This window comes from Candidatus Planktophila dulcis, assembly GCF_002288225.1.
Classification (GTDB): Bacteria; Actinomycetota; Actinomycetes; order Nanopelagicales; family Nanopelagicaceae; genus Planktophila; species Planktophila dulcis.
This window is the reverse complement of sequence record NZ_CP016777.1, coordinates 640,110-665,542: the sequence shown is the minus strand read 5'-3', so window position 1 is coordinate 665,542 and position 25,433 is coordinate 640,110. Positions and strand designations below refer to the sequence as shown.

Annotated in this window: 23 protein-coding genes and 1 pseudogene; 14 read left to right on the top strand and 10 right to left on the bottom strand. The window is 48.6% G+C overall.

Annotation, left to right across the window (positions count from 1 at the left end):
- Nucleotides 1-48: 48 nt before the first annotated feature.
- From A1sIIA65_RS03355 to mshC, 4 genes are read left to right on the top strand one after another with little or no spacing between them, the layout of a single operon-like run.
- Nucleotides 49-741 carry a histidine phosphatase family protein gene (locus tag A1sIIA65_RS03355; protein WP_095676172.1) on the top strand — a complete coding sequence of 231 codons (693 nt, stop codon included), beginning with the start codon at nucleotides 49-51 and terminating at the stop codon, nucleotides 739-741.
- Nucleotides 738-1,289: a DUF3090 family protein gene (locus A1sIIA65_RS03350; protein WP_095676171.1), complete on the top strand. Its 552-nt coding sequence runs from the start codon at nucleotides 738-740 to the stop codon at nucleotides 1,287-1,289. Before A1sIIA65_RS03355 ends, A1sIIA65_RS03350 begins: the two co-directional genes overlap by 4 nt.
- Nucleotides 1,286-1,987, top strand: coding sequence for an SCO1664 family protein (locus A1sIIA65_RS03345; protein ID WP_095676170.1), 702 nt, complete (start codon nucleotides 1,286-1,288; stop codon nucleotides 1,985-1,987). The genes A1sIIA65_RS03350 and A1sIIA65_RS03345 overlap by 4 nt, the downstream gene beginning before the upstream one ends.
- Before the next feature lie 14 nt (nucleotides 1,988-2,001).
- Nucleotides 2,002-3,243 carry a cysteine--1-D-myo-inosityl 2-amino-2-deoxy-alpha-D-glucopyranoside ligase gene (gene mshC / locus A1sIIA65_RS03340; protein ID WP_095676169.1) on the top strand — a complete coding sequence of 414 codons (1,242 nt, stop codon included), beginning with the start codon at nucleotides 2,002-2,004 and terminating at the stop codon, nucleotides 3,241-3,243.
- Here the strand turns inward: mshC and A1sIIA65_RS03335 are convergent.
- Nucleotides 3,240-4,103, bottom strand: a complete 864-nt coding sequence (locus A1sIIA65_RS03335; RefSeq protein ID WP_095676168.1) for a PAC2 family protein — start codon at nucleotides 4,101-4,103, stop codon at nucleotides 3,240-3,242. The genes mshC and A1sIIA65_RS03335 overlap by 4 nt on opposite strands.
- 28 nt (nucleotides 4,104-4,131) lie before the next feature.
- Between A1sIIA65_RS03335 and metH the strand changes: the two genes are divergently transcribed.
- Nucleotides 4,132-7,644, top strand: a complete 3,513-nt coding sequence (gene metH / locus A1sIIA65_RS03330; RefSeq protein WP_095676167.1) for a methionine synthase — start codon at nucleotides 4,132-4,134, stop codon at nucleotides 7,642-7,644.
- A 9-nt stretch (nucleotides 7,645-7,653) separates the two neighbouring features.
- Here metH and A1sIIA65_RS03325 read toward each other — a convergent pair whose 3' ends face one another.
- The gene (locus A1sIIA65_RS03325) at nucleotides 7,654-8,406 is read right to left on the bottom strand and encodes a RecB family exonuclease (protein WP_095676166.1); all 753 of its coding nucleotides are present in this window, start codon (nucleotides 8,404-8,406) and stop codon (nucleotides 7,654-7,656) included.
- Between the two features lie 58 nt (nucleotides 8,407-8,464).
- On the opposite strand from A1sIIA65_RS03325, the gene A1sIIA65_RS03320 reads away from it, so the two are divergent.
- From A1sIIA65_RS03320 to A1sIIA65_RS03280, 9 genes and pseudogenes are all read left to right on the top strand, one after another.
- The gene (locus tag A1sIIA65_RS03320; protein WP_095676165.1) at nucleotides 8,465-9,316 is read left to right on the top strand and encodes a tRNA (adenine-N1)-methyltransferase; all 852 of its coding nucleotides are present in this window, start codon (nucleotides 8,465-8,467) and stop codon (nucleotides 9,314-9,316) included.
- On the top strand, nucleotides 9,300-10,238 hold the full coding sequence (locus tag A1sIIA65_RS03315) for a helix-turn-helix transcriptional regulator (RefSeq protein ID WP_190277145.1): 939 nt from the start codon (nucleotides 9,300-9,302) through the stop codon (nucleotides 10,236-10,238). The genes A1sIIA65_RS03320 and A1sIIA65_RS03315 overlap by 17 nt, the downstream gene beginning before the upstream one ends.
- On the top strand, nucleotides 10,231-11,157 hold the full coding sequence (locus tag A1sIIA65_RS03310) for a helix-turn-helix transcriptional regulator (RefSeq protein ID WP_095676163.1): 927 nt from the start codon (nucleotides 10,231-10,233) through the stop codon (nucleotides 11,155-11,157). The genes A1sIIA65_RS03315 and A1sIIA65_RS03310 overlap by 8 nt, the downstream gene beginning before the upstream one ends.
- Before the next feature lie 71 nt (nucleotides 11,158-11,228).
- Nucleotides 11,229-11,381, top strand: a pseudogene (tatA, locus tag A1sIIA65_RS03305) (Sec-independent protein translocase subunit TatA); the annotation flags it as partial.
- A 34-nt stretch (nucleotides 11,382-11,415) separates the two neighbouring features.
- The gene (tatC, locus tag A1sIIA65_RS03300; RefSeq protein WP_095676161.1) at nucleotides 11,416-12,231 is read left to right on the top strand and encodes a twin-arginine translocase subunit TatC; all 816 of its coding nucleotides are present in this window, start codon (nucleotides 11,416-11,418) and stop codon (nucleotides 12,229-12,231) included.
- Between the two features lie 16 nt (nucleotides 12,232-12,247).
- On the top strand, nucleotides 12,248-13,114 hold the full coding sequence (locus A1sIIA65_RS03295) for a diacylglycerol/lipid kinase family protein (RefSeq protein ID WP_095676160.1): 867 nt from the start codon (nucleotides 12,248-12,250) through the stop codon (nucleotides 13,112-13,114).
- Entirely contained in the window at nucleotides 13,111-15,486 is a 2,376-nt protein-coding gene (locus A1sIIA65_RS03290) for a DEAD/DEAH box helicase (protein ID WP_095676159.1), read from the top strand. Before A1sIIA65_RS03295 ends, A1sIIA65_RS03290 begins: the two co-directional genes overlap by 4 nt.
- Complete coding sequence (locus A1sIIA65_RS03285; RefSeq protein ID WP_095676158.1) at nucleotides 15,483-16,385, top strand: 5'-3' exonuclease; 903 nt, start codon at nucleotides 15,483-15,485, stop codon at nucleotides 16,383-16,385. The genes A1sIIA65_RS03290 and A1sIIA65_RS03285 overlap by 4 nt, the downstream gene beginning before the upstream one ends.
- A gap of 12 nt (nucleotides 16,386-16,397) precedes the next feature.
- The gene (locus tag A1sIIA65_RS03280; RefSeq protein ID WP_095676157.1) at nucleotides 16,398-17,141 is read left to right on the top strand and encodes a polyprenol monophosphomannose synthase; all 744 of its coding nucleotides are present in this window, start codon (nucleotides 16,398-16,400) and stop codon (nucleotides 17,139-17,141) included.
- Nucleotides 17,142-17,152: 11 nt separating this feature from the next.
- Here the strand turns inward: A1sIIA65_RS03280 and gcvP are convergent, their stop codons facing one another.
- The 8 genes from gcvP to der form a co-directional block, all read right to left on the bottom strand.
- Nucleotides 17,153-20,026: an aminomethyl-transferring glycine dehydrogenase gene (gene gcvP, locus A1sIIA65_RS03275; protein WP_190277144.1), complete on the bottom strand. Its 2,874-nt coding sequence runs from the start codon at nucleotides 20,024-20,026 to the stop codon at nucleotides 17,153-17,155.
- A gap of 32 nt (nucleotides 20,027-20,058) precedes the next feature.
- A complete protein-coding gene (locus tag A1sIIA65_RS03270; protein WP_095676155.1) occupies nucleotides 20,059-20,559 on the bottom strand; it encodes a MerR family transcriptional regulator in 501 nt (166 codons plus the stop codon).
- Between the two features lie 113 nt (nucleotides 20,560-20,672).
- Entirely contained in the window at nucleotides 20,673-21,173 is a 501-nt protein-coding gene (locus A1sIIA65_RS03265) for a bifunctional nuclease family protein (RefSeq protein WP_095676840.1), read from the bottom strand.
- Nucleotides 21,174-21,198: 25 nt separating this feature from the next.
- Entirely contained in the window at nucleotides 21,199-21,921 is a 723-nt protein-coding gene (gene ftsR / locus A1sIIA65_RS03260) for a transcriptional regulator FtsR (protein ID WP_095676154.1), read from the bottom strand.
- Nucleotide 21,922: 1 nt separating this feature from the next.
- Nucleotides 21,923-22,390 (bottom strand): FHA domain-containing protein, encoded by a 468-nt coding sequence (locus tag A1sIIA65_RS03255; RefSeq protein ID WP_095676153.1) that lies wholly within the window; start codon nucleotides 22,388-22,390, stop codon nucleotides 21,923-21,925.
- Between the two features lie 93 nt (nucleotides 22,391-22,483).
- Complete coding sequence (gcvH, locus tag A1sIIA65_RS03250) at nucleotides 22,484-22,864, bottom strand: glycine cleavage system protein GcvH (RefSeq protein ID WP_095676152.1); 381 nt, start codon at nucleotides 22,862-22,864, stop codon at nucleotides 22,484-22,486.
- 10 nt (nucleotides 22,865-22,874) lie between these two features.
- Nucleotides 22,875-23,438 carry a CDP-alcohol phosphatidyltransferase family protein gene (locus tag A1sIIA65_RS03245; RefSeq protein WP_095676151.1) on the bottom strand — a complete coding sequence of 188 codons (564 nt, stop codon included), beginning with the start codon at nucleotides 23,436-23,438 and terminating at the stop codon, nucleotides 22,875-22,877.
- Complete coding sequence (gene der, locus A1sIIA65_RS03240) at nucleotides 23,439-25,409, bottom strand: ribosome biogenesis GTPase Der (RefSeq protein WP_095676150.1); 1,971 nt, start codon at nucleotides 25,407-25,409, stop codon at nucleotides 23,439-23,441.
- Nucleotides 25,410-25,433: the final 24 nt, after the last annotated feature.

The following is a 25,433-nucleotide window of genomic DNA, read 5'->3' as shown; positions in this document are numbered from 1 at the left end:
GAAGGGTTGAAAATTCGTTATTAGAAATAGCACGGTAATCTTCGTGTTGTGGCCCGCTTAGTATTTATTCGACATGCACATTCAACAGCCAATGATGCTGGGATCTTAAGTGGGCAATTACCTGGAATCTCTTTGAGTAAAGAAGGACGGAAGCAGGCCGAGCTACTTGTTGAACGATTAGGCTCCAGTGAATTCGACAGTATCCGAGTCAGTCCCATGCAACGCTGTGAAGAAACGATTGCGCCATGGCTTAAATCTGGGTATTCGCGAGGTCTTAAAGCTTACGAAATTGATGAGTCATTGATTGAAGTTGATTATGGAACATGGAGCGGGCGAAAACTCTCAAGTCTTTCCCGCGAGAAGATGTGGAAGATAATTCAAGATAAGCCGAGCACCGTGCAATTTCCCGAAGGTGAACGCATCAAGGCAATGCAAAAGCGAGCTCTTGGCAGCATCATGCAAGCTGTGGACGATAAGAAGAATGGAACACATCTATTCGTCTCCCATGGTGATGTTCTCAAAGCGGTTGTGGCATCACTTCTTAAAATCAAGCTCGATGATTTCCAATCCCTGGTTATCGATCCAGCTTCAGTGACAATAATTGACTTCGATGGGAGTAAATCTCGTCTGTTAGCTTTTAACGACACTCATAGCTCTATCGCGCCCATGACCAAGATGGAGAAGTCTACGAAGATGCTCCTCGGTGGTGGTGCTCGCAAGTCACGGGCAACAAAGAGATGACTTCGCGCATCCTTCTCTTTGATCCGGTGGAAAGGTTTGTCGCCGGCACTGTTGGCCAACCTGGAGAGCGAACATTCTTCATCCAAGCGCGTACCGGGGCTAGGCTCATCTCGGTCTCACTCGAGAAGACTCAAGTCCAAGCGCTTTCCGAGCGCCTTACCTACATGATCCGAGAGATTAAGCAGAGTGATCCCACCATTGTGATTCAACGGTTGACTCGCGATGACGCACCGCTTGAGACACCTATTGAAGAAGAGTTTCGCATCGGTGTTATTGGTATCGCATTTGATGCATCCCGTGAATTGATTCAGATTGATCTGCAAGCTGTCTCCGAAGGGGATGAGGAAGAACCTGATTTTATTGATGTGGATGATCTCACTGGAGATCAAGACATTATGCGTGTCCTCATCTCACCTTCGATGGCCGATCAATTCGCCAAGCGTGCAATCTCTGTTGTGAGTGCTGGTCGCTTGCCTTGTCCGTTCTGTGGTGGACCTATCGATATGCGTGGTCATTTATGTCCGCGAGCAAACGGCTATCGTCGATGAAATCTGTCCTAGAACATCTTGCCCAAGGCGAACTTGAGGTCACAGGTCGACTGGTTGATGCTTCAAATGCAACTCTGTATGGACAGTGTTCCCTTGATGAAAATTTGATGGCAGTTATTTATAAACCTGTAGCGGGAGAGCGCCCACTGTGGGATTTTCCGGATGGAAACCTTGCTCAGCGAGAATACGCGGCATATGTCATTAGTGAGATGGGAAAATTCCATGTCGTACCCCCTACGGTCCTTCGTGAAGGTCCGTTCGGTATCGGGATGGTTCAACAGTGGATAGATATTGATGAATCAGTAGATCTGGCAGAGTTCTATCGAACTGATAGTTCAGAATTGAGAAAGATGGCGCTCTTTGATGCGGTAATCAATAACACAGACCGCAAGATTGGACATCTACTTCCGATTAGCGCCGATCGGGTTCTTGGTTGCGATCATGGTGTTACTTTTCATGAAGAAGATAAGTTGCGCACAGTACTTTGGCAATGGGCCGATAAACCGTTATCAGATTCAGAAATAGAGCAACTTACTGAACTTGAGAGCGCTATCAAGAACTCGACTGAAGAATTACTCGCACTCATTACCGAAAATGAGCTGAAGGCGCTTCTAGCGCGAATCAACATACTTATACATGAGGGAACTTTTCCGTCTCCGAGTGATGAATGGCCGGCCGTTCCATGGCCTCCGTTCTAAGTTAGAGTTCATCTATGCACGCATGGCCCGATATCTATCTACCGCAATTGCCATCACGCTTTGCAGTGCCATCGCTATCACTCTTCAATACGGCATCTCAGAAGGTTGAGACGCTTCCTGAGAAGAAGCGATATCGCATGTATGTGTGCGGTATTACTCCATATGATGCAACGCATCTAGGTCACGCGGCGACTTATCTAACCTTCGACCTCATCAACAGATACTTACGGGCAACTGGCGCAACTGTTGATTTTGTTCAAAACATTACCGATATTGATGATCCGCTTCTGGAGCGAGCAAAACGAGACAATATTGATTGGAAGGATCTCGCCCGTTCACAGATTGACCTCTTTAAAGGAGATATGACAGACCTGCATGTCATTCCGCCCAAGGATTACATTGGTGTTGTTGAGGCGATGCAGCTAGTGGTCGATGCGGTTGAGAAATTGCGCAGTGCTGGCACAACGTATGAAGTTGGTTCAGATATCTATTATCGCGTTCATTCAGACGCAGAGTTCGGTCAACGTTCTCACTACTCACAAGAGAAGATGCTCACAATCTTTGCAGAGCGCGGGGGAGATCCCGACAAAGTAGGTAAAGAGGAACCCCTTGATGCTCTTGTTTGGTTATCACAAAGAGATGGAGAACCTGGGTGGTCAAGTCCTTTCGGTCCAGGTCGCCCCGGATGGCATATTGAATGTTGTGCGATTGCTCTGCATTACTTGCAACCAGACCTAGACGATGACTTTGCTATCGATATCCAAGGCGGTGGAAGTGATTTGATTTTTCCTCACCATGAAATGTCTGCCGCTCAAAGTCGCAGCATGACTAATCAGAGGTTTGCTCGAACCTATGTTCATACAGGAATGATTGGTCTTAACGGCGAGAAGATGAGTAAGTCACTGGGAAATCTTGTCTTTGTCTCGAGCCTGATTGCATCAGGTGTGAGTCCTGCAGCTATTCGTTGGGCGCTGATGCAACATCCTTTCGCCGATGATCTTATGTGGACAGATCATCTCTTGGAAGCTGCATCTATTGAGATTGAGAGATTACAACTTAATCTTGCACGCATGGAAGTTGCACCCACTGATCTAGTAATTCGAGAAATTATTGAGGCACTCTCATCAAATATCGATACACCTCGCGCTCTCAAAGCGATCACTCGGTGGATGCAGGAGACTGAATCAGGGAAAACTGGGGGAGTCGCAGGAGAACTTGGCCGCGCCCTCGATACCTTGCTTGGGCTTACTCTTTAACTCTCGCTCTGCCTGCGAAGAAATCTCTCCAGTTCACGGGCTATTGATTCACCGGTTGCTTCAGGTAGATCTGATGAATCCTTACTTTCTTCGAGAGCTTTCACATACTCCGCAACATCAGAATCTTCTTTGGCCAACTCTGTGACCTCTTCTTCCCACGCAGTAGATTCGTCATGAAGATCTCCTTGCGGAAGTGATACTTCTAGAAAATCTTCCAGCGCGTTAACGAGAGCAAGGGTCGCTTTAGGAGAAGGAGAGTTAGATGCATAATGTGGAATCGCGGCCCATAGTGAGATTGCATCTATTCCGCGACGAACACATGCATCCTGAATAACTCCAAGAATTCCCGTAGGTCCCTCATACTTACTAATCTCAACGCCAAGACGTCGAGCAATCTCAGGATGTGCTCCACTGCCGCTGACGGTGATAGGCCGTGTGTGCGGAGTATCTGCCAACATTGATCCAAGTGTGATGACCATGTCGACTTCTAAATCATCAGCGAGATCGAGAATATCTGCCGCAAAGGTCTTCCACTTCATCGATGGTTCAACACCGCGAACAATGACGAAGTCATGATCAATCTCAGGAGTGCGCAATCCAAACACTTGCGTTCCAGGCCATGTCAGACTTCTAATGTGTGAATCATCGACATAGACAGTGGGGCGATTTACTTGAAAATCATAGAAGTCTTCGGGATCCACATCAGCGATCAATTCTGGGACCACATCTGTAGATGAATCAGTCCATGATGCAAGAAGATGCGATGCAGCCCCTGTTGCTGCTTCACCTGCATCATTCCAGCCTGAAAACGCGATAACCATCACAGGTGAACGAAGACTAGGTATTTGATGAATCTCCACATCGACACCTTACGGTAACCTCAGCGCCGTGACGAGCGGAAGAGGACCTCAAGACCTCAACGAAGGCTTGCTTCGTCACGCCCTTCAAACGCGCACAGTCATTGCCGATGGAGCAATGGGAACAATGTTGCAGGCAGCTGACCCATCTCTTGAAGATTTCCAGAACCATGAGGGCTGTAATGAGATTCTCAACATCACCCGCCCAGATCTCGTGCGCTCTGTTCACGATGCTTATCTCGCTGTTGGAGTCGATGCCATCGAGACAAATACCTTCGGTGCTAACTGGGCAAATTTGGCTGAATATGGAATTGAAGATCGCATCTACGAGCTGGCATTTGCCGGTGGAAAGATTGCCAGAGAAGCAGCCGATGCTTTCAGCACGCCTGAAAAACCACGATTTGTCTTAGGTTCACTAGGGCCAGGCACAAAGCTACCGAGCCTTGGTCACGCGACCTATTCACATTTGAAGGAAAATTACTACATTGCATGCAAGGGTCTTGTGGATTCGGGAGCGGATGCTCTTCTGATTGAAACTACTCAGGATCTACTTCAGGCAAAAGCTGCAGTCAATGGTGCGCGTCAAGCGGTAGCCGAATCAAACCGCGACGTAATGCTCATAGCCCAGGTCACTGTTGAAACGACTGGAACCATGTTGCTTGGTTCTGAAATTGGCGCAGCGTTGAATGCGCTAGAACCTTTGAACATTGACCTCATTGGACTCAACTGTGCAACAGGTCCTGCTGAAATGTCTGAGCACCTACGTTATCTTTCTAAGAACGCAACGTGCGCAATCTCAGTGATGCCCAATGCTGGACTTCCCATCTTGGGCGCAAAAGGCGCCGAATATCCACTTGGTCCTGAAGAGTTAGCAACCGCACTTGAAACATTCGTCAACGATTATGGAATCGGACTTATCGGTGGATGCTGTGGCACTACACCTGAGCATCTTGCAGCAGTGGTCAATCGCCTTGATCGACATGCGGTCAAGAACCGCATCCCTGAGATAGACCCGGGTGCCTCATCTCTCTATCAATATGTTCCTTTTAGACAGGATAAGACTTACCTTGCAATAGGTGAGCGCACCAATGCAAATGGTTCACGCGCCTTTCGTGATGCGCTCATCGTTGAGGATTGGGCAACATGTGTTGAGATAGCTCGCGATCAAATCCGCGATGGGGCTCATATGCTCGATCTCTCTGTCGATTATGTCGGCCGCGATGGAGCACGCGATATGTTTGAAATTGCTTCTCGCTTTGCAACTGCCTCAACTCTTCCCATCATGCTCGACTCAACGGAGCCTGGAGTGATAAAGGCAGGACTTGAAGCCCTAGGTGGCCGCTGCGTTATTAACTCAGTCAACTATGAAGATGGCGATGGCCCCACATCTCGCTTCGCTCGCATCATGCCTTTGGTTCAAGAACATGGTGCATCTGTTGTTGCGCTGACTATCGATGAAGAAGGTCAGGCCCGAACAGCAGAGTGGAAGCTTCGAGTTGCTCGTCGCTTGATTAAGGACTTAACCGAGAACTGGAATATGAACGTTGGAGATATCTTGATCGATACTCTGACATTTCCCATCGCAACAGGGCAAGAAGAGACCCGTCGCGACGGGCTAGAGACCATTAGCGCCATAAGAACACTGAAGACAGAATTCCCCGGCGTGCAGACAACTCTTGGAGTGAGCAACGTTTCATTTGGTCTTAATCCAGCATCTCGCGTAGTGCTCAATTCAGTCTTTCTGCATGAATGTGTTGCAGCAGGTCTTGATTCCGCAATCGTTCACCCATCAAAGATCATGCCGCTTGCAAGAATTGAAGCTCGACATAAAGAAGTAGCCCTCGATCTCATCTATGACTGTCGCACATACGAAGGAGAGAATTGCACCTACGATCCACTTCAAGAGTTCCTTCAACTCTTCGAAGGTGTTGAGCTTGCCGCATCACGCAATATCCGCGCCTCAGAACTTGCAGCACTTCCACTACGCCAGCGACTTGAGCGCCGCATCATCGATGGCGAGAAGGTCGGTCTCACCGATGATCTCGACACCGCAATGACCGAGGGAATCGCACCTCTTGCAATCATTAATGAGCATCTTCTAGAAGGCATGAAGGTAGTTGGTGAGCTCTTCGGTAAGGGCGAGATGCAGCTCCCATTCGTACTCCAGAGCGCTGAAGTAATGAAATCAGCTGTTGCATACCTTGAACCACATATGGAAAAGACTGGTGATGCTGGCCGCGGTCGCATGTTGCTAGCAACCGTAAAGGGCGATGTTCACGATATTGGCAAGAACCTCGTTGACATCATTCTCTCAAATAATGGTTACCAAGTAGTTAATATCGGAATTAAACAGACCATTAATCAGATTATTGATGCAGCCCTTGAAAATGAGGTGGATGCAATTGGAATGTCCGGACTCTTGGTGAAATCAACTGTCATCATGAAAGAGAACTTGGAAGAGATCGCATCTCGTGGGTTATCTAATAAATGGCCAGTCGTTCTAGGTGGAGCAGCGCTCACGCGTGCCTATGTTGAACAAGATCTCGCTGCAATCTTCCCTGGTGAAGTTCGCTATGCACGCGATGCATTTGAAGGCTTGCGCTTGATGGATGCGATCATGGCAGTTAAACGTGGCGATGAAGGCGCAGAACTTCCCGCTCTTCGAGAGCGCAAAGTCAAAGCCGTATCGCGCAAGGATGAGATACGTCCACTAGATACGGTGCGCAGTGATGTGGCCCTCGACGTTGGAATTCCAAAAGCACCGTTCTTTGGTTCTCGCATTGTTAAGGGAATTCCGCTCGCTGATTACGTAGGAATGCTTGATGAACGCGCACTCTTTATGGGCCAGTGGGGTCTCAAGGGTGCTCGCGGTGAATTCGAAGCAATGGCTGAGACTGAAGGTCGTCCACGCCTTCGCAAACTTCTTAACGAAGTTCAATCCAATGGTTGGTTGGAAGCTGCTGTTGTCTATGGGTATTTCCCATGTGTCTCAGATGGAAACGATTTGGTTATCTTGCATCATGAAGGACCAGATGCTGGAAAAGAGAGAACTCGTTTCTCATTCCCTCGTCAATCACGTGATCGCAGATTATGTCTTGCAGACTTCTTTGCATCCAAGGATTCAGGAAAGACTGATGTTGTCGCCTTCCATGTTGTCACTATGGGTAATACGGTCAGTAAAGCAGCTAATGAACTCTTTGCAGCCGATGCCTACCGTGATTACCTAGAACTTCATGGTCTATCTGTTCAGTTAACAGAGGCTCTGGCAGAACATTGGCATGCGCGTATTCGTGAAGAGATGGCTGTTCGTGGTGATGATTCACCGGATCTGCAAGGAATCTTGGATCAGGGTTATCGCGGTTCCCGCTACTCATTTGGATATCCAGCATGTCCTGATATCGAACAACAGACTCAGCTCTGTGAGCTCCTAGAGCCCGGACGTATCGGTGTTGAACTCTCTGAGGAGTTCCAGCTCCATCCTGAGCAATCGACATCTGCAATCATCGTGCACCACCCAGAAGCCAAGTACTTCAACGCCAACTAAATCCTCGTCTTAGTTATGAGCTGGGCAGATCGCCTTAAAGAAACACCAATCACAGAGCCGTGATTTCTTTGTTGGAAAATCATTCTGTTCGATAGCTGTGAGAATTTCAGCACCAATATTCTTAAGTATCTTCTCTGTAGACTTCAGCTGGGCTTCATTCGGCTCACTCTTTACTATTTTGGAATCACCCAAGTAAATCAATTGAAGAAGGCGGGGGAGTACTCCTTCGTTCTGCCAATAGAGCAGTGCATAGACGCGAAGCTGGAAGAGCGCCTTCTCCTCCCAACCCGGCTTGGGTGATTTTCCAGTCTTGTAATCAACGATGCGAACTTCACCTGTGGGTGCGATATCAAGACGGTCGACATAGCCGTGGAGATATATCTCATCTGAGATATCTCGCTCAAGATGGAGTTCGCGATATGTTGACTCAAATGTCGATGGCTTTTCAAGCGAAAAGTAATTGGTAAGAAGTGATTGAGCGCGATCAAACCATTCCTTTTCATCAAGAACCAGAGCAGCGAGCTCCGGGGTGCCTTCTAACTGCGCACTCCACTTCTTCGGCAGGAGCTCGATAGCTGATTCAAAAGTTCGTGATTCGGCAGGTAGCTCGAAGAGATCTTCAAGTACTGCGTGAATCAACTTACCTCGCTCAGCATCGATACTGGGAGGTTCAGGGAGTTGGTCGATAGCTCGATATTTATAGAGTTGTGGGCAATTGGTGAAATCGTTCATACGACTAGGGGAGAGGCGTAACGGTTCCATCACGCAGACGATACAGCGCAGTACCGACACATGGACGACTTTCACCTAAGATGCGCATGTGTCTAATCCAGGGTATTTCAAAGCCGGCGATCGTATTCAACTCACCGATCCCAAAGGAAAGCTCTATAGCTTCACGATAACTCCTGGAAAAGAGTGGCATACCCATAAGGGCTGGATCACTCATGATGATTTGATTGGTCTTCCTGAAGGTTCGGTTGTGAGCACTACTGCAGGTTTGAAATTCACGGCATTTATTCCACTTCTTGCAGATTTCGTCTTGTCTATGCCGCGTGGTGCAACCATTGTCTATCCAAAAGATGCGGCGATGATTGTCGGCGTTGCCGATATCTATCCGGGTGCGCGAGTACTTGAAGCAGGTGTTGGAAGTGGCGCACTCACACTCTCTCTCCTTCGCGCAGTGGGTTCAGAAGGTTCAGTTCATTCCGTTGAGCGACGTCAAGACTTTGCTGATAATGCAACAGCCAACATCACAAGTTACTTTGGAGCTATGCCTACAAACTGGAGCCTGAATGTAGGTTCTGTGCAGGAACAAGAGTTCACGACCACCTTCGATCGCGTCATCCTCGACATGTTGGCGCCATGGGAATGTGTAGAAATGGCAGCGAAAGTTCTTCGTCCAGGTGGAGTATTCCTGGCCTATGTTGCAACCACGACACAACTTTCTGCAACAGCTGAAGCGTTAAAAGAGGATGGTCATTTCACAGAGCCAGAGAGTTCAGAGACAATCGTTCGCGGTTGGCATCATGAAGGTCTTGCTGTGCGTCCTCAGCAACGGATGATTGGGCACACAGGATTTCTTATCCAAAGTAGGCGCATGGCACCTGGAGTAGAGGTCCTAGCCCGAAGACGTAGACCAGCTAAAGGTGCATATGGTGTCCCGGAAGAGTGAGAGACTCATTAATCTCACGATTGCGCTCTTGGCAACGAAGAGATTTATCACTAAATCTGAAATCTTCAAGACTATTGAAGGGTACGAAGGAAGTTCTGAATCTAAAGAGAGAATGTTCGAACGAGATAAAGATGATTTACGCACTCTTGGCATAGAGATTGAAGTTGGTTCCTTCGACCCTCTCTTTAATGATGAGGCCGGTTATCGCATTAAGCAGGAGAGATACCAACTAGATCTTGGCGATATAACTACCCTTGAAATTTCTCTTCTCTCCTTAGCTGCTCAGGCATGGCAAGGAGCTTCACTAGATGATGCAGCGCAGCGCGCTCTAGTTAAGTTGAATTCACTTGGAATTGCAGTGGATGAAACAAACTTGCCGGTCTCTATACCCTTCCTCTCCGATGGCGGTTTAGATCTTCCAAAGATCACGCACGCTATTGCAGAGCACCAGATTCTTGAATTCATCTACCGAAACTATGACTTGTCGGAGGAAAATAGACGCGTGGTCCCGATAGGACTATCAACTCGCTCAGGCTACTGGTATTTGACCGGAGTAGATCAGAGCATCGAGGAGGTTCGTACCTTCCGTTTTGATCGGGTAATCGGAAGCTTCACTGTGAAGAAAGGACCTAAGAATTTCGAAACTCCTGAAAACTTTGATTCTCAAAATCTATTCGAAAGAGTGGAGAGTTTTTACGCAGTAGTTGATGTTCGTCGCGGAAAAGGCACCTCACTGCGCGCTCTCGCATCATCGACGAAGTCGATCGGTGAGTGGGATCAGTTGCAGATTCCAATCCTAGATGTGAAGAGTCTCTCTGCCTTGATCCTCTGGCACGGAGACGATGTCTATGTTCATTCACCAGTGGAGCTTCGGGAGAGCATCGTTTCAAGCCTCAAAGAGATAGTGAAGGCACATGGCTAAGAACGAGTCAAAGAATGCTGTGAGCCCTTTAGAGCGCACTTCTCGATTGCTAGATCTCGTTCCGTATATCAATACGCATCAGGGTATCTCTCTCGTTGAATTGGCTGAAGTATTCGAGGTTTCCACCGACCAAATGATCAGCGATTTAACAACACTATGGATGTGCGGTCTCCCTGGCTACACACCCCTAGAACTCATGGATTTAGATTTTGAATCTGGCTATGTCACGATAAGAAATGCGCCTACCCTTGCAAGGCCTCGATCCATCACACACGAAGAGGGCGTAGCGCTCGTTCTCGGTTTGGATGTCCTGCGATCTGGAATCTCGAGCGAAAGACTTGATCTAATTGAAGCAATTGCTTCACTTTCACAACGTATCGCTCGCCTAGTTAATCTTCCGTTAGCGCTATCCGCATCCAGCAACATCAGCCAAGAAGTAACAACTTCAGTGAAGGATGCGATAGCTCATCGAAGTGGTCTGCAGATCTCGTATCACTCACTCTATAAGGATGTAATCTCCTCACGAGTTATACTCCCACTTGAGATTCTTGATAGTCAGGGATATTTGTATCTGCACGCGTACTGCTTCACAGCGCTTGATTTCAGACATTTTCGGATAGATAGAATTCAATCAGCACATTCAGTGGAGGTAGAAAAGCCTTCGACAGCATTGCCGGTAAATCCAGAGAAAATTGGTTTTTCGGTAAAGGTGGTGAGGCCTACTAGGGATGTTGCTGAACGCTTTGAGGAATCCAACCTGGAAGCTGGAACTGTTTTCAAAGGTTCGTCATTTTCACAGCATTGGATTGCACGATCTGTCTTGGCATCTGGAGGGGCTGTCGAATTACTGTCTCCAGAGGAGATTCGTAGTGAACTCGCCAAAAGAGCCGAATTGATACTCAATCGTTATGAGGGGTAATTACCTCGCCTACCCAATCAAAGATACCTGGTGTAATCTAAGGTCAAATCTTACGTTAAGGAGTTCACAGTATGAATCTAGGTCCAAGAGAAATCGTCATTCTGCTTATTGTTGTTCTGGTCCTTTTCGGCGCAAAGCGTCTTCCTGATTCTGCTCGTTCTCTCGGTCGTTCAATGCGAATCTTCAAGAGTGAGATGAAAGAGATGAAGGCTGACGATTCTGTTATTGAAGAAGACGGCAAAAAAGAGAAGTAATCTGATGGCATCTACACCACAAGGGCAGATGCCGCTCATCGACCACCTGCGGGAACTTCGGAAACGAGTTCTGAGTTCAGCGATTGCAATTGTCGTGGCTGGTTGTGGAGGTTGGTTTTTTTACAATTCGATCCTCGTCACTCTAGCCAAACCAGTATGTGACCTTCGTGCAGCTCAAGCTTCAGGAGCTGCCAGTTGTGGCGCTCTCTATATCAGCGGTGTTTTGGGTCCACTAGATCTACAAATCAAGGTTGCTCTGATGACTGCAGTCATTGTCTCGGCACCATTTTGGCTCTACCAACTTTGGGCCTTCATCGCTCCTGCACTTCATAGAAAGGAGAAACGCAACAGCATTCTCTTCGTTGCAGCTGCGACTCCGTTCTTTGTTATGGGAGCAACCCTCGGTTACCTGATTCTTCCCATTGCTATAGATGCTCTCTTTGGCTTCACTCCAAATGCGGTGAGCAACTTGGTGCGCATCGATGATTACCTAGATTTCGTTCTTCGAATAATTCTGTTCGTAGGACTCGCCTTTGAACTTCCTATATTTCTTCTCACCTTTAATTTGATTGGATTCCTGAGAGGGCGCACCATCCTCAAGCCATGGCGTGCGTGGGTATTCTCCATCTTTTTTGCAGTCGCAGCTCTATCACCAACTGGGGATCCATTGAGTATGGCTCTTCTGTCTGCGCCATTAATCCTCTTCTACTTTATGGCAGGCGGAATCGCTCTGCTCGTAGATAGAAAGCGCGATAGAAAAATTGAAAGCACAGAAACTGGTAGTACCAAGATTGCTGCACCAGGCCCAATTACCGAATAGCCGATAGGGTCGTCCCATGTGGGCGATAGCAATCAATCCGACCGCCGGTCACGGAAGAGGTATTGCAGTTGGGGAGAAGGTTGTTTCATTCTTCGCAGCGCGCAATCTCAATTATCAGGTCTTCTCTGGTCATAGCGCCCATGAGCTAAGAACTTCCCTGGAGCAATTTCTTGATTCAGGACCATGCGAAGGAATCATAAGCGTTGGCGGCGATGGATTAGCTCATTTGATTTTGCAAGTGGCTGTTCCCCGACATATTCCATTTGCGGCAATGCCCGCAGGCACAGGCAATGACATTGTCCGCACATTAGGTTGGTCCCTTGATGACATTGAAAGCCATCTTGATCGCGTGACGACGACTGCTGCTGCACCCATAGATCTTGGAAACGTTGATTCCGAATGGTTCGCTGCCATCTTATCCACTGGCTTTGATTCTGTGGTCAATGAGAGAGCGAATTCGTTATCGTGGCCAAAAGGTCCTCAACGATATAACGTCGCTATTGCTATGGAACTTCCTAAATTCAAGCCGCTTGAATATGAAATTACCGTCGACACGCACTCATTCACAACAAAGGCGATGCTCATAGCAGTTGGCAATGGCCGTTCCTATGGGGGAGGGATGTATGTATGTCCTCAGGCTCAAATGCATGACGGTCTATTCGATGTGATGATTCTTGAACCTGTCTCAAAGATTGAATTCCTAAAAGTATTTCCCAAGGTCTATTCGGGCTCTCACATCACACATCCTCAGGTCAAGATCTTGCGCACCAAGCGTTTAACTCTGGTTGCCAATGCAATTGCCTATGCCGATGGTGAACGCATTGGTCCTGCCCCGATATCTGCTGAGTGTGTTCGCGACGCCGGGCTTACGTGGGCGCTATGACAACTCCTGCAGAACGATTTGCTGCCGCCAAGGTGCGCGGCCAACATCCACTCACGATCGAATTCATAGAGCAATTTGATTTCGGTTTTGATGAATTCCAGATTATTGCCTGCCAAGCCGTTGAAGATGGCAAAGGGGTCCTTGTCGCAGCTCCTACGGGTGCAGGAAAGACTGTCGTTGGCGAATTCGCGGCCTTTAGCGCACTCGCCCAAGGCAAGAAGTGTTTCTATACAACTCCAATTAAGGCGTTATCAAATCAGAAGTTCCAAGAGTTTGTAGAGCGTTTTGGCGAAGATCGGGTGGGGCTCTTAACGGGCGATACCAATATCAACTCAGAAGCAGATATCTTGGTCATGACTACCGAGGTTCTTCGCAATATGTTGTATGCGAACTCCAGCACACTGAAGAACTTAGGTTCTGTAGTCATGGATGAGGTCCATTACCTTGCTGATAAGTCGCGAGGTGCGGTGTGGGAAGAAGTTCTAATCCACCTCATGGAGAGTGTTCAAGTCATCTCACTTTCAGCCACCGTTTCCAATGCTGAAGAATTCGGAGATTGGCTAGGAGAAGTCAGAGGCTCGACAGAAGTAATTGTTTCTGAAGTGCGACCTATTCCGTTATATCAGCATGTTCTCATCGGTGATCGACTTGTTGACCTCTTCCGCGAGCAAGGGCGCATCAACCCTGAAATCTTGGGACTTGAGCGCGAAGCGCTTCGACAAGTTCGTACCCCACGACATCGACGTGAAAGATTCGGTGAGAGCGATAACAGGCTGACACGGCCGGACATTATTGAGAAGTTGCAACGGGAGAATCTCCTTCCTGCGATCACCTTTATCTTCTCTCGCGCTGGATGCGATGCAGCTGTGAAGCAGTGCTTGGCTGCAGGGCTAAAGCTCACGACAACCGAAGAGCGAGTTGAGATTGCGGCAACTGCTGCAAAATACACACAGAATCTTGCCGAAGAGGATCTAGAAGTTCTTGGTTATCGTGACTGGCTCATTGCTCTCGAACGGGGAGTGGCCGCTCACCATGCAGGTCTATTACCTAGCTTTAAAGGCGCAGTCGAAGATCTTTTCAAACGGGGACTTGTGAAGGCCGTCTTTGCCACAGAAACGTTGGCACTTGGAATCAATATGCCAGCGCGCACAGTAGTTCTTGAAAAACTTACCAAATGGAATGGTGAGGCTCACGTCTCAATCACTCCGGGGGAGTACACACAACTCACTGGCCGTGCTGGCCGTCGCGGCATCGATATTGAAGGCAATGCTGTCGTGCAATGGTCGCCCACAGTGGATTCAGCAACTGCAGCTGGCCTTGCATCGACTCGAACCTATCCACTTCGTTCCTCATTTACTCCGACGTACAACATGTCAATCAATCTCATTGCTCGTTTTGGGCGAGAGAGAGCACACGGAAGCCTTGAATCTTCCTTCGCTCAATTCCAAGCAGATAGGGCAGTTGTCGGCCTAGTAAGGCAGATAAAGAAGAACAATTCAGCTGCCGCAGAACTTACGGATTCGGCGCAATGTCACCTGGGAGATTTCAGCGATTACTCGCGCATGCGAAGAGATATTAAGGAGATGGAGAGATTACTCAGTAAGCGAGATGGTCGACGCGGGATAGACCAACGTCAAAGAGTCAAACTTGAGAACGAACTCGATGGAATGCGCCGAGCTCTTCGCCAACATTCATGCCATGCATGTAATGATCGTGAAACTCACGCCCGTTTTGCTGAGAAGGCCGATCGACTCAATCGTGAATCTGATGGTTTACGTGATCGGGTTGAGAACCGCACTCACGTTATTGCCAAGACTTTTGACCGCATCTGTGACGTTCTCACACACCTTGGATATATCGAGGGGGAGAAGCCACTTGAACAGGGCAAAATCCTTGCCAAGATTTTCGCAGAATCCGATCTCTTGCTCACAGAATCTATTCGACGCGGAGTCTTCGACTCACTAACACCACCAGAGCTCTTATCGGTGGCCTCAGCAATGATTTATCAGGGTCGAAGTACTGAAGCTTATGCACCCAAGATGCCGAATGACAATGTGGCAAACGCACTCGTTGCTGTCTCAAAGATCTGGATTGAATTGGAAGCTATTGAGAATCAATTTGATGTAAAGACACAACGCGAACCAGATTTCGGATTCTGTTACGCAGCATATCGATGGGCAAACGGTCACTCCTTAAGTAGCGTTCTTAAAGGAACTGATATGACTGTGGGAGATTTCGTACGAAGCATTAAGCAACTCATAGACTTGCTCACTCAAATAGGTGGAGCAGCTGAAGAGCTACGACCTGCTTGTCGCGATGGGATAAAACGCTTGGATAGAGGCGTAATCTCATATATGTTGGGCGATCTATGACACTGATGCTTTTAGATAGCGCATCTCTCTGGTATCGCGCTTACTACGGTATGCCTGACACGCTTCTCTCACCTACAGGGATGCCGGTGAATGCAATACGCGGATATCTCGATATGACAGCGCGCCTTATTGGAATGTATTCACCCAACAGAATTGTTGCTTGCATCGAAGGTGATTGGCGCCCAAGTTGGCGTGTGGATATCTTCCCGGCTTACAAAGCTAATCGTCTTGAAGATGAGAGCGATGAAGAGGAAGAGCCAGAGACTCTGACTCCGCAGATCCCCGTTCTGCTTGATCTCCTCGATGCATTTGGTATTCCTATGCTCGGTGTTGATGACTATGAAGCCGATGATGTGATGGCAACTTTTGCAGTGAAGGAGAAGGGGCCAATCCGCGTTGTGACGGGGGATAGGGACCTCTTCCAACTTGTTGATGATAAGCGCGATGTGAAGGTCGTTTATCTTGCTCGCGGAGTTTCCCAACATGATTTAGTTGATATCAAATGGGTCTCTGAAAAGTATGGAATCCCGGGGGATAGGTATGCCCTCTTTGCCATGTTCCGCGGTGATCCATCCGATGGACTGCCAGGAGTGCGGGGAATTGGTGAGAAGGGGGCTGCTTTAATCGCTAATCATTTCGCTACGGTGGATGAAGCTTTAGCTGGAGCTAAGAGCGAGCACGAAGCTCTCACGAAATCCCTTGCTAAGAAAATCATCGATGGAGCGGACTATCTCAAGATTGCACCCACTCTGGTGCAGTGCGCCAATGATGTCGCGATCCCGCAGATGGATATTGCCATGCCAAAGAAGCCCGATGACTTATCGCATATATACCAGATGAAGGATGAATATGGCCTAGGGGCAAGCGTTGATAGATTAATATCAGCGTTAGGTTGGTAGGAGGGGATTGTGATGAAACCAGTAATTCTTATCCCTACCTATAACGAATCGGTTGCTATTGTTGAATTGTTGAACTCATTATCGACTTTACATAACTCACGAGATTTTGATGTTGTAGTCCTTGATGATAATTCACCCGATAAAACTGCAGATATTGTCGACTCCATGAATCTGACTTGGGTCAGCGTCTTGCGTCGTCCCGCAAAAGCAGGTCTTGGCGCCGCATATCGTGCAGGTTTTGCCCATGTTCTGCCTATGAAGAAGTATTCAAAGGTCGTCACGATGGATGCAGATGGTTCCCATCGCGTTGCAGATCTTCCTTTCATGCTGGATGCAACAGATGCACCTGTCTCAATAACACTAGGAACTCGCTGGATGCCTGGTGGATCGGTAGTGAATTGGCCAAAAAGTAGACAATTACTATCCAAATCTGGCACCAAATATGCACGCATTGCACTCGGAATTCCACTCAATGACTTAACTGGTGGATTTAGGGTTTATAGCTCCCAATTACTGGAAAAACTAAATCTCAGTCAGATGACTGCGACCGGTTATTGTTTTCAAATTGAAATGGCAATGGCATCAGAGCTTGCTGGTGCCACAATGGTGGAAGTTCCGATCACCTTTGTCGAGCGCATTAATGGAGTTTCAAAGATGAGCAGAGCAATTGTTATTGAGGCGCTGTGGCAGACGACCCTGTGGGGATTTGGTCGACGCTTACGGCCTAACGCCGATAAGTTACATTATGTAAAGTAACTACAATCAATCTATGCGAAGGCCTCCACCGGTGGACAAGAACAGACGAGGTTCCTATCCCCGTATGCGCCATCAATACGCCCTGTAGTCGGCCAATACTTACCCTTCATACCGATTAATTCACCTGGAATAAGGCCTGTGAGGGTCGCTGGGAAGGCTGCGCGCTCACGTGGGTAACTTCTCTCCCATGTGCTCGATGCGATCGTGCCAATGGTGTGAGGTGCATGGCGAAGAGCTGAATCCTCAACCGCAATCTTGCCATCGGTGATTTCGGAGATCTCGTAGCGAATTGCAATCATCGCATCGATGAAGCGATTCATCTCAAGAATATCTTCAGACTCAGTAGGTTCAATCATCAAAGTTCCAGCAACCGGGAAAGACATTGTTGGTGCGTGGAATCCAAAGTCCATCAATCTCTTTGCAATGTCATCAACTGTGACACCAGATTCCTTGGTGATCTCACGAACATCGAGGATACATTCGTGAGCAACAAGACCCTTATTACCTGTATAAAGAATTGGGTAGGAATCCTTAAGGCGGTAGGCCATGTAATTAGCATTGAGAATTGCAACCTCTGTTGCGTGAGTGAGGCCCTCTCCCCCCATCAAGCGAATATATGCCCATGAAATCGGCAAGATACTTGCTGAACCAAATGGGGCTGCTGATATTGGACCAGGTCCAGTTGCAGGTCCTGCGAGAGCATCGAGTGGATGGTTCGGCAGGAATGGTGCCAAGTGCGCCTTTGCGATCACCGGACCAACACCCGGTCCCCCACCACCGTGAGGAATGCAGAATGTCTTATGCAAATTGAGGTGCGAAACATCTGCGCCAAATTTTCCAGGTTGAGCTGTGCCAACAAGAGCGTTGAGATTTGCACCATCAACATAGACCTGGCCACCTGCATCATGGACAAGTGCACAAATCTCGGAAATCGCTGATTCAAATACGCCGTGAGTTGATGGGTAAGTGACCATCAAGGCGGCAAGAGTGTTGCCGTGATCTGCAATCTTTGCTTTGAGATCATCAAGGCTTACGTTTCCAGCTTCATCACATTCGATGACAACAACCTTCATTCCAGCCATCACAGCACTTGCTGCATTGGTGCCGTGAGCACTCGATGGAATAAGACAGATATTGCGCGATGCATCACCGCGCGAATCGTGATAATTCCTGATTGCAAGAAGCCCTGCGAATTCGCCTTGGCTTCCGGCATTAGGTTGTAGTGAGACTGCGTCATAACCAGTGATTTCAACGAGCCACTTGGAGAGTTGATCGATGAGAAGGCGTGAACCCTGCGTCTGCTCGGCAGGTGCAAAGGGGTGAAGGGATGCAAACTCTGGCCATGTCACAGCTTCCATCTCAGTGGTTGCATTGAGTTTCATGGTGCAGGAGCCGAGAGGAATCATTGTGCGATCGAGTGCGAGATCGCGATCTGCCAATGTGCGCAGGTATCGCAACATAGAGGTTTCTGAGAAGTAGGTATTAAAGACTGGGTGTTGCAAGAATGACGAGGTGCGCTTGATAGCTGTTGCGATGCCACTCCCCTGCGCAGGTGAAACCTTGACGCCAAAGATCGAAGTAATTGAAGCAAAGATCGAATCGGTAATTGTTTCATCGAAGGAGATTCGAACATGATTCGCATCCACAACACCCAAATTAATCTTGAGAGTCTTCGCCTTTGCGTGAATTGCTGAAGCATCTGCAACCTTGATGGTGAGGGTGTCGAAGTAGCTCTTATTCTCGGTGTCGACAACGGACGCCAACTGCGCAGCATAGTTATGAATTCGCTCTGCGATTCGAGTAAGTCCTGCTGGCCCGTGCCACATCGCATAGAAGGCACTCATATTGGCAAGGAGAACTTGCGCTGTGCAGATGTTGCTTGTCGCCTTATCGCGTCGAATATGTTGCTCACGAGTTTGTAGTGCTAAACGAAATGCTGGATTCCCATGAGCATCAACGCTCTGTCCAACAAGACGACCCGGAAGAGAGCGCTCAAGCCCTGTACGCACTGCCATGAAGCCAGCGTGTGGTCCACCAAATCCCATGGGAACACCGAAGCGTTGCGCTGATCCCACAGCAATGTCTGCGCCCCACTCCCCTGGTGCTTTGAGAAGTGTCAGCGCAAGAAGATCAGTAGCAGCGATTACGAGTGCGCCAGCATCATGTGCTGCCTCTGCAACTTTTGAATAGTCAACAATCGCACCCGTTGTGTCAGGGTATTGAACTAGCAGACCGAAGTAGGAAGTGCCTGATGGAATCGATAGTGAATCAACTTCTAGAACAGTGATTCCAAGCGGCTTTGCACGCGTAGCAACGACTGCCTTGGTTTGTGCGTGAACACCCTTATCAATCAGGAAGACTGCATCATCTGCAACCTTTGAGCTGCGACGCGCAAGTGTCATTGCTTCCGCTGCCGCAGTCCCTTCATCAAGCATTGATGCGTTAGAGAGAGCGAGTGCGGTCATATCGCAGATCACTGTTTGGAATGCAAAAAGCGCTTCAAGGCGACCTTGTGAAATTTCAGGTTGATATGGTGTGTATGCGGTATACCAGGCAGGATTTTCTAAAACATTGCGCTTGATAACCGGAGGCGTAATTGTTCCGTAGTAGCCATTACCGATCAAAGATGTAAATACTTGATTCTGGGATGCAATCTGGCGAAGTTCAGCAATCACATCTACTTCACTCTTCGGGCCATCGAGTACATCTTTGAGTTGCTTTGCAATATGGATATTTTCAGGAACTACATCTGCAATAAACTTCTTGATATCGGAGTAACCCAAGACGCCGAGCATCTGCGCTTCATCGGATGCCGATGGACCTATATGGCGATCTTCGAAGTCTTGATAGTTACTCAACGAACTACTCCCCTGCCCATTGCGCATTGAGCGCACGCTAGGAGAGAAATATAGAAGGGTTAAGCGCCTTTCGCCTTTCGACGTAGAGAGAGTTCATCGTTATTTTCCCCACCGACAGCCTCACCGTTAACTTCACCTTGCAACGTGGCAAGTGAGCCCTCAACTTCATGCCAGACCTTACCGACTGCAATGCCGAAGACTCCTTGGCCACCTGCGAGAAGGTCGATGATTTCATCAGGGCTTGCGCACTCATAGATAGATGCGCCATCGCTCATCAAAGTGATGCGCTCGAGTTCAGTCACACCGCGACTACGAAGATGATTAACAGCTGTGCGAATATTTTGAAGTGAAACACCAGCATCGAGAAGGCGCTTAACAATCTTGAGAACCAGAATGTCGCGGAAACCGTAGAGGCGCGCACTTCCTGAACCTGTTGCTGTGCGAATCGAAGGCTCAACTAAACCAGTACGTGCCCAATAATCTAATTGACGATAAGAAATTCCGGCCGCGGAGCATGCAGTAGCGCCGCGATATCCAATTTCAAATTCTTGATCTGTCACGAGAGGGGGCTCGCTTTCACGTAGTGGGGTTGGGTAAAGGCTACGCCCAGAAAGGTTAGAAATGAGAGAGCGACACGAACCTAACCTCTACTTGAGGTTCAGACTTTTACGCTCTATCCAGCAAAATCCTCTGGGTTGATCCCATCGAGAAACTCGCGAAAGGCCTCTAACTCCTGGTCCCCCGCAGCCGAAACATCGTTGGCAATCTGCTCTGGGATATCGATACCGACCTCATCAAGGAGTTCACTGCTGACCATGATGTTGCTCTTAGTGCGAAGGGCAACAGCGATCGCATCTGATGGCCGCACTGAGAGCGGCTCAATAGCTCCCTCTCCATTTCGAAGAAGAAGGTCTGCGTAGAAGACCCCATCTTTGATGGAGGTGATGTGGACACTCGTCAAAGTTATGTCTACTCGCTCCAAGAGATCGCGAATCAGATCATGGGTCAGAGGGCGTTGGGCTTCTAGACCCTGTTGAGCAAAGGCAATCGATGTCGCCTCCACTGCTCCGACCCAGATGGGAAGAAAGCGCGTGCCTTCAATTTCTTTGAGAAGAACAATCGGTTGGTTGGAGGGCATCTCAATGCGAACGCCGACTACCTCTACTTGGACCAACACGGATAAATACCTAGGGATTCAGTTAACGAGGACGGTGTAATCCGCCGCGAACAAGAGCTGCATGAAGGCGCACAGAAAGGGAGGCAATCTCTTTCTGCACTTCCTCGGCGCGAGCCTTTGCTTCACTGCTCTTCTGTCGCGTAAACGGCGTAATCACTTGTTCAATCAAACCGATCTCACGATCGGCAGCAGACTTAAAGGAACGCAAGTGGCGAGGTTCAATTCCAAAACCTGCCATCTCCGCAACTGCCTTAGCAACAGCGAGTGCATCACCGTCATAGTGGCGACCGCGAATAGTAATAAGTCCATAAGACTCAAGTTCAACAAGTTGCCCATCTTCAAGGTTTGAAGCCTTCAATAGCTCTTCACGAGATAGACGCATCTCTGACTGCTCGGCAAAGGCGGCAGGAGCGAACTCTCCATCGATAGTTGCAAGACCCAGTGTGGGACGAGGTGATGGCACTCCCCCTTGAGCTGCAGGCTGCAGTCCACGATCGAGTGCATCAAGGTTCTCCTTAATGACCTTCAGTGGCAAGTACTGATCGCGCTGAGCAAGGAGCACATAGCGAAGTCGATCTAAATCTGTTGTTGTGAATTTGCGATATCCCGAAGGTGTGCGCTGAGGTTCGATAAGTCCTTCTGATTCAAGGAAGCGAATTTTAGAGATCGTGATATCTGCGAAGTCTCCACGCAATTTGGTCAGAACTTCTCCGATACTTAAATATGCCCGTGCTGGAACGCTCAACTTAATTCTCCCCCGTGAGTGTGCTGCCTATAAAGAGCAGATGGAATTTTCCAATTTGTATTGCATCCCCTGAGATCAGAACCTTCTCAGTAACGGATGCATTGTTGACGTAAGAACCATTCAAACTGCCTAAATCTTTGAAAGTAAAACGCTTTCCCACCTTTTCAATCGATGCATGTTTGCGAGAAACAGTGACATCATCGAGAAAGATCGAACTATCCGTTGCGCGCCCGATGGCAACGCCATCAGATGAGACGAGAAAACGCGCTCCCTTTTGAGCTCCGCGATGGATGATCACCATTGCAGAGTTGCCATCACCTGCGAGCACGCCTTCAATAACGTTGCGCTCTTCAGATGAGGCTTGGGAGATGAGTTCATCCACGAGATCGGCTGGGGAATTGCCGACTACTGATCGAAGGCCGAGGTGGAGGGTGCTGGTGAGTTCGCGATCTGCATCAACTGCTGCCATGAGACTCTCCTTCACACTTAGAACTGCCCTCGACTTTGGACGTCAACTTAAGGGTGACACTAGAGAGTTAGAAAAGATAAATCAAGCCGGGATTTAGGCTGTAATTGCGCCATATTCCGCAGCTGAGAGCAATCCAGTCGGTTCAGATGGGACCTCAATCTCAACAAGCCAACCTGCGCCATAGGGATCTGAGTTGATCAACTCTGGTGCGTTGACCAACGCATCATTGATTCCCACCACAGTTCCAGTAACAGGTGCAAAGATTTCTGAGACGCTCTTTGTGGATTCAACTTCGCCACAGACTTTATCTGCAACGACTGTTTCACCCATCTTTGGCATCTGCACATAGACGATGTCGCCCAGTGCGCCTTGTGCGTAATCAGTAATTCCCATGCGAATACGAAGTGGCGTTGAGGTAGGAGCTACCCACTCGTGCTCTTTTGTGTAGTGAAGATCTGCTGGGATATTCGACATTGCGCTCCTACTAGCCCTCGGTAATGTGTGGTCGAACTGTAATGGTCTTTACCGCGGTTCGGAAATATCCAACCGCCGTGCCCACATAGAGCGTAACTCCCCAGATGGCAAAGGCCCATCCGAAAATGAATGCACCCGTTCCATACCAAGTATCACTTAAGGCAAGGAGTAGGAAAGGGAATGCATAAAGAAGATTGAAGGTGGCAGCTTTTCCAAGATAGGTAACTTTAAGAGGAGCAAATCCTTTGAGTTGAAGAACGAGGGCAACCCCTGCCATGACCACATCACGTGCGACCAGGATGGCAATCAACCAGAGTGGGATTGCATCTCTGATGTAGAGGACGACGAGGACGGCTGCGATATAGAGGCGATCAATGGTCGGATCTGCGATCTCGCCAAACTTTGATTCTTGGTTGAGGGCGCGAGCTAACTTGCCATCGAAGTAATCGGTGGCTCCCCCAATAGCTAAGACAAGGATTGCCCAACCATCGGCCTGCTTGCTTAACGCCAGATAGATAAAGAGCGGGATGCCCAGAAAACGGAGAAAGGTCAGTGCGTTAGGAATCGTTAGCACTTACTGCTCCTTATCTCGTTCCTTCACGCGGATGGCCACTTGAACAGGAGTTCCAGGGAATTTGAACTCTTCACGCAGGCGACGTTCGATAAATCTACGATATGAGGCTTCAATCCAGCCGGATGAGAAGACGACGAATTTCGGTGGCGCAATTCCAGCTTGTGTTGCGTAGTAGACGCGAGGCTGCTTGCCTCCACGAACAGGTGGCGGAGTCGCACCAATGAGTGCGCCCAAGAATGAGTTGAGTTTGGAGGTCGGAACACGACGTTCCCACGAATCTATCGATGTTCGCAGCGCTGGCGCTAAACGATCACGGTGCCAACCAGTCTTGGCAGCGACATTAACAATCTGCGCCCATTCCACCTGATCTAGATGTCGCTCAACCTCTTTATCCAATTGTGTGCGGCGATCTTCATCCACCAGATCCCACTTATTCATCACAATCACCATGGCTTTACCAGCTTCTTCCACCATAGTGATGATGCGCAAATCCTGCTCGGAGATAGGAACGGAGGCATCCAAAACAACCACTGCACATTCGCAGCGTTCAAGTGCCGTCTGTGTTCGAAGAGTTGCGTAGTAGTCAGTGCCACTTGCCTGATTGGCTCGCTTTTTAAGCCCCGCAGTATCAACGAATCGCCAGATACTTCCACCAAATTCAATGAGTTCATCGATGGGATCGCGGGTTGTGCCCGCAACTTCATCGACGATGGAGCGGCTCTCACCAGCGAGTGCGTTGAACAAACTTGATTTACCAACGTTAGGACGGCCAATGAGTGCAATACGACGATAACCGTCTTGCACCTGAGCAGCCCCGACCTCAGGCATCACTTTGACGATTGCATCCAGTAAATCACCGCTGCCACGTCCGTGCAGGGCAGAAACAAAGTGCGGCTGACCCAATCCGATATTCCAAAGAGCATGAGCATCTGATTCATCGTTATCACCATCGACTTTATTAGCCACAAGAATTGTTGGCTTCTTCGCCTTACGAAGCTCTTGCACCAAAACGTCATCTTCATCGAGAGCGCCTACCTGTGCATCAACTACGAAACAGAGAACATCTGCTTCCTCCATCGCAAGCTCAGCACCTGCACTCACCTGCACAGAAATTCCATCAGGCTTTGATTCCCAACCGCCAGTATCCATAATCATGAAGCGTCGTCCGCCCCATTCACATTCATACTGAACACGATCACGCGTAACACCTGGAGTGTCTTCAACGATTGCTTCACGACGACCAATAAAGCGATTAATCAAAGTTGATTTACCTACGTTTGGTCGACCCAAGATTGCAACGATAGGAAGACCGAGTAGGGAACGTTGCGAGAGAAGTTCCCAGATGCGATCTGCTGTCTCTTCAAGGTTAAGTTCTGTTGAATCGATGTGGACGGCATCCTGTGCCATTGCAAGAGGTGAAATGGTGCGCGTTGAATCAATCTCATCGCGGGCAGCAAGTGATTGCGCCACAGCCTCTGCGCCATGTGATTGGTCGGCAAGCTCTGCATCTCGGCGGTTAGCACGTGCTGAAATATCAGCTGTGAGATAGATCTTCAGCGCGGCATCAGCGCAGACAACTGTTCCAATATCTCGTCCTTCAACAACAATGCCGCGATCTGCCTTCTTGATGATCGAGCGTTGCAGCGTTAAGAGTTCTGCTCTTACCTCAGGAAGCGCGCTGATGACTGAAACCTTCTCAGTTACTTCATGAGAGCGAATCTCTTTTGAAATATCTTTGCCGTCTAGGAATACTTTGGGATCTCGCGGGTCAGAAACAAATGTGATCGGTGAGTCAATGACTGCCGCAATAATATCTTTCGGATTTTCACTCTTTATCGATAAAGCAAGAAAAGTGATTGCGCGATAGAGCGCACCTGTATCTAAATAATTCCATCCTGCGCGGATAGCTATTGCTTTAGATGTGCTGGATTTGCCAGAGCCACTGGGGCCATCTAGCGCGACAACAATCATTTTCACAGCCCATCTTTAGTTGGT